Annotated in this window: 15 protein-coding genes, 2 rRNA genes and 1 riboswitch; of the genes, 14 read left to right on the top strand and 3 right to left on the bottom strand. The window is 56.0% G+C overall.

The genetic code is table 11. The annotated features are described in order from the left end of the window. Both AP057_RS00520 and rrf read left to right on the top strand, forming a co-directional pair. Window positions 1–555, top strand: a 23S ribosomal RNA gene (locus AP057_RS00520); the annotation flags it as partial. 127 nt (window positions 556–682) lie between these two features. Then, window positions 683–799: ribosomal RNA gene (rrf, locus tag AP057_RS00515) — 5S ribosomal RNA — on the top strand. A gap of 240 nt (window positions 800–1,039) precedes the next feature. Here rrf and AP057_RS00510 read toward each other — a convergent pair. Then, a complete protein-coding gene (locus AP057_RS00510; protein WP_055357801.1) occupies window positions 1,040–1,483 on the bottom strand; it encodes an Hsp20/alpha crystallin family protein in 444 nt (147 codons plus the stop codon). A gap of 147 nt (window positions 1,484–1,630) precedes the next feature. Then, window positions 1,631–1,732, top strand: a riboswitch (purine riboswitch). Window positions 1,733–1,842: 110 nt separating this feature from the next. Between AP057_RS00510 and purE the strand changes: the two genes are divergently transcribed. From purE to purD, 12 genes are all read left to right on the top strand, one after another. Beyond that, entirely contained in the window at window positions 1,843–2,331 is a 489-nt protein-coding gene (gene purE, locus AP057_RS00505; RefSeq protein WP_049626475.1) for a 5-(carboxyamino)imidazole ribonucleotide mutase, read from the top strand. Then, window positions 2,324–3,472 (top strand): 5-(carboxyamino)imidazole ribonucleotide synthase, encoded by a 1,149-nt coding sequence (gene purK, locus AP057_RS00500; RefSeq protein WP_081106593.1) that lies wholly within the window; start codon window positions 2,324–2,326, stop codon window positions 3,470–3,472. The genes purE and purK overlap by 8 nt, the downstream gene beginning before the upstream one ends. After that, window positions 3,469–4,764 (top strand): adenylosuccinate lyase, encoded by a 1,296-nt coding sequence (purB, locus tag AP057_RS00495; RefSeq protein WP_013144127.1) that lies wholly within the window; start codon window positions 3,469–3,471, stop codon window positions 4,762–4,764. Before purK ends, purB begins: the two co-directional genes overlap by 4 nt. Before the next feature lie 60 nt (window positions 4,765–4,824). Further along, the gene (gene purC / locus AP057_RS00490; RefSeq protein WP_014194762.1) at window positions 4,825–5,568 is read left to right on the top strand and encodes a phosphoribosylaminoimidazolesuccinocarboxamide synthase; all 744 of its coding nucleotides are present in this window, start codon (window positions 4,825–4,827) and stop codon (window positions 5,566–5,568) included. Continuing rightward, window positions 5,556–5,810: a phosphoribosylformylglycinamidine synthase subunit PurS gene (gene purS / locus AP057_RS00485; protein WP_011229770.1), complete on the top strand. Its 255-nt coding sequence runs from the start codon at window positions 5,556–5,558 to the stop codon at window positions 5,808–5,810. The genes purC and purS overlap by 13 nt, the downstream gene beginning before the upstream one ends. Next, a complete protein-coding gene (purQ, locus tag AP057_RS00480; RefSeq protein ID WP_049626472.1) occupies window positions 5,807–6,493 on the top strand; it encodes a phosphoribosylformylglycinamidine synthase subunit PurQ in 687 nt (228 codons plus the stop codon). The genes purS and purQ overlap by 4 nt, the downstream gene beginning before the upstream one ends. Next, the gene (gene purL, locus AP057_RS00475) at window positions 6,477–8,705 is read left to right on the top strand and encodes a phosphoribosylformylglycinamidine synthase subunit PurL (RefSeq protein ID WP_055357799.1); all 2,229 of its coding nucleotides are present in this window, start codon (window positions 6,477–6,479) and stop codon (window positions 8,703–8,705) included. Before purQ ends, purL begins: the two co-directional genes overlap by 17 nt. After that, entirely contained in the window at window positions 8,681–10,093 is a 1,413-nt protein-coding gene (purF, locus tag AP057_RS00470) for an amidophosphoribosyltransferase (RefSeq protein WP_055357798.1), read from the top strand. Before purL ends, purF begins: the two co-directional genes overlap by 25 nt. A gap of 65 nt (window positions 10,094–10,158) precedes the next feature. After that, window positions 10,159–11,199 carry a phosphoribosylformylglycinamidine cyclo-ligase gene (gene purM / locus AP057_RS00465; RefSeq protein WP_033016678.1) on the top strand — a complete coding sequence of 347 codons (1,041 nt, stop codon included), beginning with the start codon at window positions 10,159–10,161 and terminating at the stop codon, window positions 11,197–11,199. Then, the gene (purN, locus tag AP057_RS00460; protein WP_033009948.1) at window positions 11,196–11,828 is read left to right on the top strand and encodes a phosphoribosylglycinamide formyltransferase; all 633 of its coding nucleotides are present in this window, start codon (window positions 11,196–11,198) and stop codon (window positions 11,826–11,828) included. Before purM ends, purN begins: the two co-directional genes overlap by 4 nt. Continuing rightward, window positions 11,791–13,329, top strand: a complete 1,539-nt coding sequence (gene purH / locus AP057_RS00455) for a bifunctional phosphoribosylaminoimidazolecarboxamide formyltransferase/IMP cyclohydrolase (protein WP_049626469.1) — start codon at window positions 11,791–11,793, stop codon at window positions 13,327–13,329. The genes purN and purH overlap by 38 nt, the downstream gene beginning before the upstream one ends. A gap of 26 nt (window positions 13,330–13,355) precedes the next feature. Next, window positions 13,356–14,648, top strand: coding sequence for a phosphoribosylamine--glycine ligase (purD, locus tag AP057_RS00450; protein ID WP_055357797.1), 1,293 nt, complete (start codon window positions 13,356–13,358; stop codon window positions 14,646–14,648). On the opposite strand, the gene AP057_RS18105 is transcribed toward purD, so the two are convergent. Then, window positions 14,602–14,706 carry an EYxxD motif small membrane protein gene (locus AP057_RS18105; protein WP_327058483.1) on the bottom strand — a complete coding sequence of 35 codons (105 nt, stop codon included), beginning with the start codon at window positions 14,704–14,706 and terminating at the stop codon, window positions 14,602–14,604. The genes purD and AP057_RS18105 overlap by 47 nt on opposite strands. A 294-nt stretch (window positions 14,707–15,000) precedes the next feature. Next, window positions 15,001–15,246: a DUF2892 domain-containing protein gene (locus tag AP057_RS00445; protein ID WP_033009953.1), complete on the bottom strand. Its 246-nt coding sequence runs from the start codon at window positions 15,244–15,246 to the stop codon at window positions 15,001–15,003. Window positions 15,247–15,429: the final 183 nt, after the last annotated feature.

The following is a 15,429-nucleotide window of genomic DNA, read 5'->3' as shown; positions in this document are numbered from 1 at the left end:
ACTGCGAGACGGACAGGTCGAGCAGGGACGAAAGTCGGGCTTAGTGATCCGGTGGTTCCGCATGGAAGGGCCATCGCTCAACGGATAAAAGCTACCCCGGGGATAACAGGCTGATCTCCCCCAAGAGTCCACATCGACGGGGAGGTTTGGCACCTCGATGTCGGCTCATCGCATCCTGGGGCTGTAGTCGGTCCCAAGGGTTGGGCTGTTCGCCCATTAAAGCGGTACGCGAGCTGGGTTCAGAACGTCGTGAGACAGTTCGGTCCCTATCCGTCGCGGGCGCAGGAAATTTGAGAGGAGCTGTCCTTAGTACGAGAGGACCGGGATGGACGCACCGCTGGTGTACCAGTTGTCCCGCCAGGGGCACCGCTGGGTAGCTATGTGCGGACGGGATAAGCGCTGAAAGCATCTAAGCGTGAAGCCCCCCTCAAGATGAGATTTCCCACCGCGTCAGGCGGGTAAGATCCCTCGAAGATGACGAGGTCGATAGGTCCGAGGTGGAAGCGTGGCGACACGTGGAGCTGACGGATACTAATCGATCGAGGGCTTAACCAAGAAAAGCGGAGGCGAGCGGTTCGCCYCGGCTTCTTCCGACGGTTATCTAGTTTTGAAGGAATGACTTTCCTTCTTGACAACATTTATTTTTTAAGTATAATAAATGATGTCGAAACTGAATCGCTTGCCTAGTGGTGATAGCGGAGGGGAAACACCCGTTCCCATCCCGAACACGGAAGTTAAGCCCTCCAGCGCCGATGGTAGTTGGGGCCAGCGCCCCTGCAAGAGTAGGTCGCTGCTAGGCAGGCAAAAATGAGGGAGCTGTTTGGTTCTCTCATTTTTTTGCCTATTTCAAATGAGTCATTTTGAATGACGCCATTTTTAATCCTCTCCCCCAAAATGTAAAGCGTGATCATCGTTTCCTAGACCCCCTTTTTCATAAAAGCGACAGGAAACGGAAACTCGCGAAAGGGTGTCCTGCACGCCATGGGACACCCTCTTTTTTTATATGCGGCGGTTGACGGTCTGCTGCCTATTGGGACGATCATTCCCCTTTTTTAATCATAATTTTCTTTTTGGGTTCTTCGGGAATGAGGCGATGCAAGTGAATGAAGAGCAGGCCGTGATGGTATGTCGCTTCAATGCGGTCCTCTTTGACCGGGAATGGCAGTGGAACGGTTTTTTCAAACCGGCCTTGGAAAATGCCTTCTTCTACTAATTCAAACCCTTTAAAGTTGAGATTGACTGTCGCCTTCACTTCCAGCGTTTTGTATGATACATACACTTCCGCGTCCTCGATTTTTTCCAGTCCGGGAAGGCTAATGACGATGAGCAGTTCGTTGTCTTTCTTGTATAGGTTCATGCCGGATGATGGTTTGTTTGCCGACGGCAGCAACGGCTGAATGCTCCCCCAAAAATCGGTTTGGAAAAACTGCTCCCAATGCTTTGTCCAATCGGAAAACGGTGTGAACGGGTTTTGATCAGCCATGGCGTTTCCCTCCTCTGCTCCTTCATCATATGCCGCCCCGTCTGTTTGGTGATTGATAAAATACGAACATTTCCTTTTCAAAAATATTAAATGTTCGATTTTGCCTTGACACTTTGTTTCAAAACTTGTTAATATAAAAGTAGCTTCATAGTGTATCGCAATGTCCCTCATATAATTTTGGGAATATGGCCCAAAAGTCTCTACCCAATCACCGTAAATGATTGGACTATGAGGGAAAGGATCGGTTTTGGCTTTTTTTCGATCAGCAACTGTCAAAGCCCAGAACGATGCTTTCCCTCGCTTATAAGAGGGAATGTATGTTCTGGGCTTTATTGTTTTGCATTAAAGGGGTGGAACGTATGAGCCCGATCGTCGGGGTTGTGATGGGAAGCCATTCGGATTGGGAAACGATGCGGCATGCTTGCGCTGTTCTTGAGGAATTGGGGATTCCGTTTGAGAAAAAAGTCGTGTCGGCGCATCGGACGCCGGATGAGATGTTTCGGTATGCAGAAACGGCGGAGGAGAGGGGCATTAAAGTCATTATTGCTGGGGCCGGCGGTGCGGCTCACTTGCCGGGGATGATCGCGGCGAAAACGACGCTGCCGGTGATTGGGGTGCCCGTGCAGTCAAAAGCATTGAATGGACTGGATTCGTTATTGTCGATTGTGCAAATGCCAGGCGGGGTGCCGGTGGCGACGGTGGCGATCGGCAAGGCGGGGGCGACCAACGCCGGACTGCTCGCCGCATCGATTCTTGGACTGCTTGAGCCACGCTATATGGAGGCGCTCAAAGCGCGGCGGGAAGCGATTCGCAAACAAATCGTAGAAAGCAGTGATCAATTTGACTAAGCAACGGATCGTTCCTGGGCAGACGATCGGCATCATCGGCGGGGGGCAGCTCGGGCGGATGATGGCTTTGGCGGCGCGTGAGATGGGGTTTCGCATCGCCGTGCTGGATCCGACGCCTGATTCCCCGTGCGGGCAAGTGGCCGATGTGGAGATTACGGCGCCTTATCATGATTTGGACGCCATCGCTGAACTGGCCCGCGTGAGCGATGTCATTACGTACGAATTTGAAAATATCGATGCGCGAGCGCTTGAGTGGCTGGAGGCAAACGCCTATGTCCCGCAAGGAAGCCGACTGCTTGCGGTGACGCAAGACCGGGCGCTGGAGAAAGCGGCGATTGTCGAAGCCGGGTTGCCGGTGGCGCCGTATAGGGAAGTGGACGGATGGGATGAGTTGGAACAGGCCGTTGCCATGACCGGCTTTCCGTGCGTCTTGAAAACGCGGCGCGGCGGCTACGACGGCAAAGGACAATATGTGCTGCGCGGCGAAGGCGATCTAGCCAAAGCGGCTGATTTGCTTGGGCTTGGCCCATGCATTTTGGAAGGCTGGGTGCCGTTTGTGAAGGAAATGTCGGTCATTGTCGCCCGCAACCTCGATGGTGAGACGGCTGTTTTTCCAGTGGCGGAAAATATTCATATCGAGAACATTTTGCATCAAACGATCGTTCCGGCTCGAATTCCGGAAAGCGTGCAAGAGCGGGCCATTCGCTACGCGGAAGTGTTGGCCGCATCGTTTTCGCTCGTTGGGACGCTGGCGGTGGAAATGTTTTTGACGGCGGACGGGGATATTTATATTAATGAGCTGGCCCCTAGACCGCACAACTCCGGACATTATACAATCAATGCATGCGCGACGTCGCAGTTTGCCCAGCACATCCGCGCCGTCTGCAACTGGCCGCTCGGATCGACCGAATTGTTGAAGCCGGCGGTGATGGTCAATATTTTAGGCGAGCACGTCGAGCCGGTCATTCGGCATATCGGTGCGTTCGACGGGGGGACCTACGTCCATCTGTACGGCAAACACGAAGCGAAGCCGAAGCGGAAAATGGGGCATGTGACGGTGCTGGCAGACGATGTCGAGGCGGCGTTGGCGAGAATCGAATCGTGGCAAATTTGGCATGATCGGAGGCTGGAACGAGGATGATTGAACGTTACACAAGACCGGAAATGGGAGCGATTTGGACCGAGGAAAACCGCTTTAAGGCATGGCTTGAGGTGGAACTGCTCGCGTGCGAGGCGTGGGCCGAGCTTGGCGTCATCCCAAAAGAAGATGTCCGCCGCCTGCGTGAAAACGCGTCGTTTGACGTCAACCGCATTAAGGAAATCGAAGAAGAAACGCGCCACGATGTCGTCGCCTTCACCCGCGCCGTTTCTGAGACGCTTGGGGAAGAACGAAAATGGGTGCATTATGGTCTCACGTCGACCGATGTCGTCGATACGGCGCTCGGCTACTTGTTAAAGCAGGCGAACGCGATTTTGCGGCGTGATTTGGAAAACTTCATTCAAGTGCTGAAAGAGAAAGCGCGCGAACATAAATACACGGTCATGATGGGGCGCACGCACGGCGTTCATGCCGAACCGACGACGTTCGGGCTGAAGCTGGCGCTTTGGTATGCCGAGATGGTGCGAAATTTGGAGCGGTTTGAACAAGCTGCCAAGATGGTGGAAGTAGGGAAAATTTCCGGCGCAGTCGGCACGTACGCCAACGTGGATCCGTTTGTGGAGCAGTATGTGTGTGAAAAACTCGGCTTGACGCCAGCGCCGATTTCGACGCAGACGCTGCAGCGCGACCGCCACGCTTACTATATGGCGACATTGGCCTTAATTGCGACATCGATTGAAAAATTTGCCGTCGAGATTCGCGGCTTGCAAAAAAGCGAAGTCCGCGAAGTCGAAGAGTTTTTTGCCAAAGGACAAAAAGGCTCATCAGCGATGCCGCATAAGCGCAATCCGATCGGTTCGGAAAACATGACCGGCATGGCGCGCGTCATTCGCGGCTATATGGTGACAGCGTACGAAAACGTGCCGCTTTGGCATGAACGCGACATTTCCCATTCGTCGGCCGAGCGCATCATTTTGCCGGATGCGACGATTGCGTTGAATTATATGTTGAACCGATTCGCGAATATCGTGAAACATTTGCTTGTGTACCCGGAAAACATGAAAAAAAATATGGAGCGCACGTTCGGGCTCATTTATTCACAGCGAGTCTTGCTTGCTTTGATCGACAAGGGGATGACGCGCGAGGAGGCGTACGATTTGGTGCAGCCGAAAGCGATGGAAGCGTGGGAGAGACAAGTGCCGTTCCGCTCGCTTCTTGAAGCGGATGAGCGGATCATGAGCCGGCTGACGAAAGAGGAGCTCGATGATTGTTTTGATTATCGCCATCACTTGAAACATGTCGATACGATTTTTGCCCGCTTAGGGTTGGAGTGAGCGGCTGCCGGCTGGTCGAAGCCGGCCGGCTATACAAAAGATTTTCAATCTTCTGGACAAATGGAGGCGTTGATCGTGCCGACGAAACAACAGCTGTTATATGAAGGGAAAGCGAAAAAAATTTACGCGACTGACGAGCCAGATGTGCTTTGGGTCGAGTACAAAGACAGCGCAACGGCGTTTAACGGCGAAAAAAAGGCGACGATCGCCGGCAAAGGGCGGCTCAATAACGAGATTTCCAGCTTGTTGTTTTTGAAGCTGCGCGAAGCAGGCATTGCCAATCATTTTATTGAAAAGCTGTCGCCAACGGAACAATTGGTCCGGCGCGTGACGATCATCCCGCTTGAAGTCGTTGTCCGCAATGTGGTAGCGGGAAGTTTAGCCAAGCGGATCGGTCTAGAGGAAGGGACGCCGCTTGAGGCGCCGCTTGTTGAGTTTTATTACAAAAACGACGACCTTGGCGACCCGTTGTTGTTGGAAGATCATATCTTCATTTTAAAACTCGCCAGCCGCGAGGAAGTCGCCGCGCTGAAGCAGGCCGCGCTGGCGGTGAATGACGTGCTGCGCCTCCATTTTGCCGAGCGGAACGTGCGGTTGATTGATTTTAAGCTTGAGTTCGGCCGTACAGCAGACGGAGCCATTCTCTTGGCGGATGAGATTTCACCGGACACGTGCCGGTTATGGGACGCAAAGACGAACGAAAAGCTCGACAAAGACGTGTTCCGCCGCGACTTGGGCAGTTTGACGGACGCATACGAAGTCATTTTACAACGGTTAGGGGGAGAATCGGCATGTACAAAGTAAAAGTGTATGTCACGTTGCGAGAGAGTGTGTTGGATCCGCAAGGGACCGCGGTGAAAGGGGCGCTGCACAGCTTGTCATATACGGAAGTGAAAGATGTACGAATCGGGAAGTTCATGGAGCTTGTGATGGAAGAGAGCGACCGCGACATCAACGAGCTCGTTCGCGAGATGTGCGAAAAGCTGCTTGCCAATCCGGTGATTGAAGATTACCGCTATGAAATTGAGGAGGCCGTCGCCCGATGAAGTTTGCCGTCGTTGTATTTCCGGGATCGAATTGCGACGTCGACATGTATCATGCGATCGCCGATGAGCTTGGCGAGGAAGTCGAGTACGTCTGGCATGATGAGGACAACTTGGACCGGTTTGACGCCGTTTTGCTTCCGGGCGGATTTTCGTACGGCGATTACTTGCGTTCCGGAGCGATCGCCCGCTTTTCGAAAGTAATGGCTAGCGTCAAACAGGCGGCTGATGCCGGAAAACCGGTGCTTGGGGTGTGCAACGGGTTTCAAATTTTGCTTGAAGCCGGCTTGCTTCCTGGGGCGATGCGCCGCAATCAAGGGTTGAAGTTCATCTGCCGGCCGGTGCAGCTTGTGGTGGAAAACAATGGGACGATGTTTACATCCGCCTACGAAAAAGGGGAAGTCATTACGATTCCGATCGCCCATGGTGAAGGGAATTATTATTGCGATGAACAGACGCTCGAGCGCTTAGTGGAAAACAAGCAAATCGTGTTCCGCTACCATGGGGAAAACCCGAACGGCAGCCTCATGGATATTGCCGGTATCGTCAATGAGCGGGGCAATGTGCTTGGCATGATGCCGCATCCGGAGCGGGCGGTCGACGCCTTGCTCGGCAGCGCGGACGGGCTGAAACTATTTCGATCGATCGTCAACTATTGGAGGGAGACGCATGTCGTTACTGCTTGAGCCGAGCGCGGCGATGATCAAAGAACAACAATTGTACCGCGAGATGGGATTGACGGATGACGAATTTGCGCGCATTGAGGCGATTTTAGGAAGGCTGCCGAACTACACGGAAACCGGCATTTTTTCGGTAATGTGGTCGGAGCACTGCAGCTATAAAAACTCGAAGCCGGTGCTGAAAAAATTCCCGACCGACGGCCCGCACGTGCTGCAGGGGCCGGGCGAAGGCGCCGGGATCGTCGACATCGGCGACGGGTTGGCGGTGGCGTTTAAAATCGAAAGCCACAATCACCCGTCGGCGATCGAGCCGTATCAAGGGGCGGCGACCGGGGTCGGCGGCATCATCCGCGACGTCTTTTCGATGGGGGCGCGGCCGATCGCGCTGCTCAATTCACTTCGGTTTGGCGAACTGACGTCGCCGCGCGTTAAATATTTGTTCGAGCAGGTCGTCGCCGGCATTGCCGGGTACGGCAACTGCGTCGGCATCCCGACGGTCGGCGGTGAAGTGCAGTTTGATCCGTCGTATGAAGGGAATCCGCTTGTCAACGCCATGTGCGTCGGGATCATCTGCCATGAGGATATTCAGCGCGGCATTGCGACGGGAGTCGGCAACACGGTCATGTACGTCGGGGCGAAAACGGGCCGCGACGGCATCCACGGGGCGACGTTTGCATCGGAAGAGTTGAGCGAACAGTCGGAAGCAAAGCGCCCGGCCGTGCAAGTCGGCGATCCGTTTATGGAAAAACTGCTGCTGGAGGCGTGTTTGGAAGCAGTCAAGTCGGATGCGTTAGTCGGCATTCAAGATATGGGGGCGGCAGGGCTCACGAGTTCATCCGCTGAAATGGCAAGCAAAGGCGGATTTGGCATTGAAATGAATTTGGATCTCGTCCCGCAGCGCGAGACCGGCATGACGCCGTATGAAATGATGCTGTCTGAATCGCAGGAGCGGATGCTGCTTGTCGTCAAGCAAGGGCGGGAAGACGAAATCGCTGCGATTTTTGCCAAATACGGCCTAGAGGCCAAAGCAATCGGCAAAGTGACCGATGACAAAATGCTTCGTCTCTGGTTCCGTGGCGAGGTGGTGGCGGAAATTCCGGTGGACGCGCTGGCGAAAGACGCGCCGGTTTACCATAAGCCGTCGAAAGAGCCGGTTTACTACCGCGAATTTCAAGCGATGCCGCCGTATATTCCGCACATCGAAGACTACAACCAAACATTGCTCGGGCTCCTCGCCCAGCCGACGATTGCGAGCAAAGAATGGGTGTATGACCAGTACGACTATATGGTGCGGACGAATACGGTCGTCGCCCCCGGATCGGACGCGGCCGTCGTGCGCATCCGCGGCACGAACAAGGCGCTTGCGCTCTCCACGGATTGCAATTCGCGCTACTTGTACTTGGATCCGGAAGTGGGCGGGAAAATCGCCGTCGCCGAGGCGGCGCGCAACGTCGTTTGTTCGGGGGCGAAGCCGCTCGCGATTACGGACTGCCTTAACTTTGGCAGCCCGGAAAAGCCGGAGATTTTCTGGCAGCTCGAAAAAGCGGTCGACGGGATGAGCGAGGCGTGCCGGGCGCTCGGGACGCCGGTCGTGAGCGGCAACGTCTCGCTGTACAATGAAACGAACGGTGTGGCCGTCTACCCGACACCGGTCGTCGGCATGGTCGGGCTCATTGAGGACCTTTCGCATATTACCACCCAGCTATTTAAGCAAGTGGGCGACCTCATTTACGTGATCGGCGAGGCGAAGCCGGAGTTTGGCGGCAGCGAGCTGCAAAAATGGCTGGAAGGCCGCATTTTCGGAAAAGCACCGGAGATTGACTTAGAGGTGGAGGCAAGACGCCAGCGCCAGCTGCTGGCGGCGATCCGCGCGGGGGTGGTGGCGTCAGCGCATGATATTGCCGAAGGAGGATTAGCCGTTGCGCTTGCTGAGTGTGTCATGGGTGCCTCGGGGCTTGGCGCCAAGGTGACGGTCGGCGGCGACCTCGTCAGTGAACTGTTCGGCGAAACGCAATCGCGCTTTGTTGTTTCAGTGAAAAAAGAACATCAAGAAGCGTTTGAACAGCTCGTGGAAGCGAAGCGAATCGGCGAAGTGACAGGCGACGGCATCTTGACAGTGAACGGGGAACAGGGGGAAACGGTCATCCGCCTTTCGGTTGACGAGATGCGAAACGTCTGGAAAGGGGCTATTCCATGCTTGCTGAAATCAAAGGATTGAACGAGGAGTGCGGCATTTTCGGCATTTGGGGGCATGAAGACGCCGCCCGGCTCACATATTACGGGCTTCACAGCCTGCAACACCGTGGGCAGGAAGGGGCCGGCATCGTGGCGGCGCATAACGGGGGCTTATCCGGTCATAAAGGGCTGGGGCTGGTGACGGACGTGTTTCAAAGCGGCACGCTCGATGCACTCAAAGGGGCGGCGGCCATCGGTCATGTCCGCTATTCGACGGCGGGCGGGGGCGGCTATGAAAACGTGCAGCCGCTCTTGTTCCGCTCGCAAACCGGATCGATGGCGCTCGCCCATAACGGCAACTTGACGAACGCCATCGAGTTGAAGCTCGCGCTTGAAGGACAAGGAAGCATTTTTCAGACGACATCGGATACGGAAGTGTTCGCCCATCTCATCCGCCGCAGCCAAGCGCCGACGTTTGTCGGGCAAATGAAAGAGGCGCTCAGCCAGATCGAAGGGGCGTTTGCGTTTTTGCTGCTGACGGAAGAAGCGCTCTATGTGGCGCTTGACCCGCACGGCTTCCGGCCGCTGTCGCTCGGCCGGCTCGGCTCGGCGTATGTCGTGGCATCGGAAACGTGCGCGTTCGACGTCATCGGCGCCACATACGAGCGGGAAGTGGCGCCTGGGGAATTGCTCATCATCAGTCATGAAGGGGTGCGTTCGGAACGGTTTGCTCCTAGGCAGCCGCGGTCGATTTGCAGCATGGAATACATTTACTTCGCCCGCCCGGACAGCCATGTCGACGGCATCAACGTCCATACGGCCCGCAAAAACTTAGGGAAACGGCTGGCGCTTGAGGCGCCGGCAGAGGCCGACATCGTCACCGGCGTGCCGGACTCGAGCATTTCGGTCGCCATCGGCTATGCGGAAGCGAGCGGCATCCCCTATGAATTAGGGCTCATCAAAAACCGTTACGTCGGCCGGACGTTCATCCAGCCGTCACAAGCGCTTCGTGAGCAAGGCGTGAAAATGAAGCTGTCACCGGTGCGCGGGGTTGTAGCCGGCAAGCGGGTCGTGATGGTCGACGATTCGATCGTGCGCGGGACGACAAGCCGGCGCATCGTCACGATGCTCCGTGAAGCGGGGGCCGTGGAAGTGCATGTGCGCATCAGCGCCCCGCCGATCACCCATCCTTGTTTTTACGGCATTGATACGTCATCAAGGGAAGAATTGATCGCGGCGAAACATTCGGTCGAAGAGATTCGCCGCTTGATCGGTGCGGATTCACTGGCGTTTCTCAGCCAGGAAGGGATGCTTGAGGCGATCGGGCGCCTGGACGTCTCGCCAGAGCGCGGGCAATGTTTGGCATGTTTCACTGGCCAATACCCAACCCGCATCGGCCGGGCTGTCCGACCGTGCTTGACGGTGAAATAACATCGCGATGGAGAACGCGATTCGGTGTGAAGTTGGCTGCATGGCGGCCAAAGGGAGGATGGAATGTGGCAAACGCATATAAAGAAGCAGGGGTTGACATTGAGGCGGGTTACCAAGCGGTCGCTCTCATGAAACAGCACGTACAAAAAACGATGCGCCCGGAAGTGCTGGGCGGGATCGGCGGCTTTGGCGGTTTGTTCGATATATCGGCGCTTGGCTATCGCCAGCCGGTGCTTGTCTCCGGCACGGATGGCGTCGGCACGAAGCTGAAAGTGGCGTTTTTGCTTGACCGACATGATACAATCGGCATCGACTGCGTCGCGATGTGTGTCAACGATATTCTTGTCCAAGGAGCGGAACCGCTCTTTTTCCTTGACTATATCGCCTGCGGCAAGGCGGTGCCGGAGAAAATCGCCGCCATCGTCAAAGGGGTGGCCGACGGCTGCGTCGAAGCCGGCTGCGCCTTGATCGGCGGGGAAACGGCGGAAATGCCGGGAATGTATGAGGAAAATGAGTATGATTTGGCAGGGTTTGCGGTCGGCATTGCGGAAAAAGAACGATTGGTGACCGGGCAAACGATTCAAGCGAGCGATGTGCTGATCGGACTGCCTTCAAGCGGTCTCCACAGCAACGGCTACTCGCTCGTGCGCCGCATCGTGTTTGACCAAGCGAAGTTGGACGTTGACCGCATTTACGAGCCGCTTGCGGTTCCGCTCGGCGAGGAGTTATTGAAGCCGACACGCATTTATGCGAAACCGTTGCGTTCTTTGCTGCAGACGTTTACGATCAAAGGGATGGCTCATATTACCGGCGGCGGATTTATCGAAAACATTCCGCGCATGCTGCCTTCCGGGCTGGGTGCGCGCATTGAGCGCGGCTCATGGCCGGGGCTGCCGATTTTTGATTTGTTGCGCCAAAACGGCGGGCTTGAGGAAGAAGAGATGTTTTCCGTCTTTAATATGGGCATCGGCCTTGTGATGGCGGTCAGCCCGGAGGCGGCGGACTCGGTTGTCGATGCGCTGGCCCAGCAAGGGGAGGCCGCATACATTATCGGCGAAGTCGTCGAAGGGGAAGGCGTGTCGTTTGCCGGAGGGAACGGCGCATGAAACGGTTGGCGATCTTTGCGTCCGGGAGCGGCACGAACTTTCAAGCGATCGTCGACGCAGCCAAGCGCGGTGAGGTGCCCGCGGAAGTAGCGCTTTTGGTGTGCGACCGCCCGGGGGCGAAAGTCATTGAACGGGCGGCGCGCGAAAACGTGCCGGCGTTCGTGTTTTCGCCGAAAGAGTATCCATCGAAGGCGGCGTTTGAAAGCGAAATTTTGCGCGAGCTGAAGGAGCGGCGCATCGACTGGATTGCGCTCGCCGGCTATATGCGTTTGATCGGGCCGACGTTGCTTTCCGTCTATGAAGGGAAAATCGTCAACATTCATCCATCGCTGCTGCCGGCGTTTCCAGGCAAAGATGCGATCGGCCAGGCGTACCGGGCGGGCGTTTTGGAAACAGGCGTCACCGTCCATTATGTTGATGAAGGGATGGACACCGGGCCGGTCATCGCCCAGTGCGCCGTCCCGATCGTGCCCGGTGAGCCGATCGAGGCGCTTGAGGCGCGCATCCATCAAGTTGAACATGAGCTGTATCCAGCGGTGTTGCGCATGCTGCTAGGGGAGAAGGAACAACAGGAAGAAAGGATCGAGAATGATGGCAGTGAAACGAGCATTGATCAGCGTGTCCAATAAAGAAGGGATCATTCCGTTTGCAAAGCAGTTGGCGGAACTTGGCGTCGACATCATTTCGACCGGCGGGACGAAACGGGCGCTTGAAGAGGCCGGCGTTCCGGTCATTTCGATCTCCGATGTCACCGGGTTTCCGGAAATTTTGGACGGGCGCGTCAAAACGCTGCATCCAGCCATCCATGGCGGCATTTTGGCGGTGCGCAGCGATGAGCGCCACCAAGCGGCGCTTAAAGAGCACGGCATCCGCCCGATCGATTTGGTCGTCGTCAACTTGTACCCGTTCCAGCAAACGATCGCCAAACCGGACGTGACGCTGGCCGAGGCGATTGAAAACATCGATATCGGCGGCCCGACGATGGTGCGGGCGGCGGCGAAAAACTATGCCGATGTCGCGATTGTCGTTGACCCGGCCGACTATCCAATGGTGATCGAAGAGCTGAAAACAACCGGTTCGATCCAAGCAAAGACGCGGCAGCAGCTGGCGGCGAAAGCGTTCCGCCATACGGCGGCGTATGATGCGATGATCGCCGAATATTTGACTGGTCTTGCCGGCGAAGAGTATCCGGAAACGCTCACCGTCACCTACACGAAAAAACAGTCGTTGCGCTATGGCGAAAATCCGCATCAATCGGCGGCGTTTTACGCCAAACCGCTCGGCGCGGCGTTCTCGATTGCCAAAGCGGCACAGCTGCACGGAAAAGAGCTGTCGTACAACAACATCAACGACGCCAATGCGGCCATCAACCTCATTCGCGAATTTCAAGAGCCAGCCGCAGCGGCGATCAAACATATGAACCCGTGCGGCGTCGGGGTCGGTGCCACGCTTCTTGAGGCATTTACGAAAGCGTACGAGGCCGATCCGGTCTCGATTTTCGGCGGCATTGTCGCCGTCAACCGGGAAGTGGACAAAGAAACAGCCGAACGGATGCACGACATCTTTTTAGAAATCGTCATCGCCCCATCGTTCAGCGACGAGGCGCTCGCCATTTTGACGAAAAAGAAAAACATCCGCTTGTTGACGCTTGATTTTGCCGCGCCGGACGTTAAGGAAAAAACGCTCGTTTCCGTCAATGGCGGCTTGCTTGTGCAAGAGGCCGATAAGTATACGCTTGAAGACGCCGAATGGAACATCGTCACGAAACGCGAGCCGACCGAGGCAGAGCGCGAACAGCTTCGATTTGCTTGGAAGGTTGTCAAACATGTGAAATCGAATGCGATTGTACTCGCCAAAAATGGGATGACGGTCGGCGTGGGCGCCGGGCAAATGAATCGAGTCGGCGCGGCCAACATTGCCATTGAACAAGCCGGAGAACAGGCGGTTGGCGCTGTTTTGGCGTCCGATGCGTTCTTCCCGATGGACGACACGGTTGAAGCAGCAGCAAAAGCCGGCATTACCGCGATCATTCAGCCGGGCGGCTCGATTCGCGACGCCGACTCGATTCGCAAAGCGGATGAGTACGGCATGGCCATGGTGTTTACCGGTGTGCGCCATTTCAAACATTAAACGGCGGCAAAAAGGAGAGGAAGACAATGAACGTTCTGGTAGTCGGACGCGGCGGGCGCGAGCATGCCATCGCCTGGAAAACGGCGCAAAGCCCGCTTGTGGACAAGCTGTACGCGGCGCCAGGCAACCCGGGCATCGGGGAAGTGGCGGAGCTCGTCGACATTGATGAGCTCGATATCGACGCGCTTGTGCAGTTTGCCAAGCAACGCGCAATCGATTTGACGATCGTCGGGCCAGAAGCGCCGCTTGCTTCCGGCATTGTTGACCGTTTTATGGCCGAGGGGCTTCGCGTTTTCGGCCCAACTCAAGCGGCAGCACTCATCGAAGGAAGCAAGGCGTTTGCGAAGGAGCTGATGAAGAAATACGGCATCCCAACGGCGGACCATGCGACCTTTGCGTCGTATGAAGAGGCGAAAGCGTACATTGAACAAAAAGGCGCGCCGATCGTCGTGAAAGCGGACGGATTGGCTGCCGGAAAAGGCGTGACCGTCGCCCAAACGGTGGAAGAAGCGCTGGCCGCCGCGAAGGCAGCGCTTGTCGATGGCCAGTTTGGCACAGCCGGCTGCCAAGTCGTGATCGAGGAGTATTTGGAAGGCGAAGAATTTTCGTTTATGGCGTTCGTCAACGGCGAGAAAGTGTATCCACTTGCCATCGCCCAAGACCATAAGCGGGCGTATGACGGGGATGAAGGTCCGAACACCGGTGGGATGGGAGCGTATTCGCCAGTGCCGCAAATCTCAGCGGAGACGGTGGAAACAGCGCTGGAAACGATTTTGCGCCCGGCCGCCAAAGCGTTAGTGGCTGAAGGCCGGCCGTTTACCGGCGTGCTGTATGCTGGGCTGATCGAAACGGCAGCCGGGCCGAAAGTGATCGAATTCAACGCCCGTTTTGGCGATCCCGAGGCGCAAGTCGTGCTGCCGCGGCTGAAAACCGATTTGGTTGAAGCGATCCTCGCGGTGATGGAAGGAAAAGAGTTGGCGCTTGAGTGGACGGACGAAGCGGTGCTCGGTGTCGTGCTGGCTGCCAAAGGCTACCCGGGCGCCTATGAGCGCGGAGCGGCCATTCGGGGGGTGGATCGGCTTGATTCCGATGTGCTGCTATTCCATGCCGGGACGAAGCAAGAAGACGGTGCACTGTACACGAACGGCGGCCGCGTTCTTCTGGCAGCAGCGAAAGGGAGTACACTCGTTGAGGCGAAGGAAAAAGTGTATGAACAGTTGACGCGAATCGAAAGCGACGGGCTGTTTTACCGCCGCGACATCGGCCGGCGCGCTATCGAACGCGCCTCCGCCGCATATACACGTATGAAAGAGCGATAATTCCCCCGATTAACGCGGCCAATACGAACGACATATCGATCATATATTCCAGCAACATGGTCAATCACTCCTTTGGGTGGAAGGTGTCCCGAATCTGGGACACCTTTTTGGCGTGATAATGGAACAATTCGGGCGGGGTCGAAGCCAACTTTCCTGAGAAGTCCGGGCGGCTCAAGACGCAAGTTCCAAGTAAATGGACGACAAGGACGAAGCCAGTTCCCCGCAAAGTGGATGCCTCCGAACTTGACGAGACGAGGTCGCAGCATCTTCGTCCGCCGGCGCAACACGCGCCAGCACGAGAGGAAACAGGTGCCATATGCAACCTTGTTCCAAGTTGACCGCATGATGTTCGTTACGTTGGATTGACAACGGCTTCTTTTTGTTCTTCAAGCAGCTGCTGGCGCTGCATGTTGTCAAACAAGGCCGTCAGCGGGCAAAAACGGGTAATCCCTTCACCGACTTTCATGGCCCCAAGCAAAGCGGCGAACAAGTACGACGTGCACCATGGCCGCCGGGCCAGGCGGGCGGTCGCCCACGCGACGACAGTCAAACCGAGCGTAATGCGAATGAGCGCATTCACAATGCCGATATTTGCCATTTGCTTGCCCCTCCTCATCTTATTGTGAAAATCGCTTTCGTACGTTAAAATGATTATATGGAACGATTAGGAAACAAGGGACGGGGTGTCAATGGGCGAACAACGTTACCGCTGGAAAGGCGCTGGAAAGGCAGCGAACTGCGTGAACAAGCAGCAGTGATTGAAGGCAAATAATCACCAACG

It is taken from the genome of Geobacillus sp. Sah69 (assembly GCF_001414205.1).
Classification (GTDB): Bacteria; Bacillota; Bacilli; order Bacillales; family Anoxybacillaceae; genus Geobacillus; species Geobacillus stearothermophilus.
Note: the sequence above shows the minus strand (reverse complement) of the source record. Positions and strands in the feature narration are given on the sequence as shown.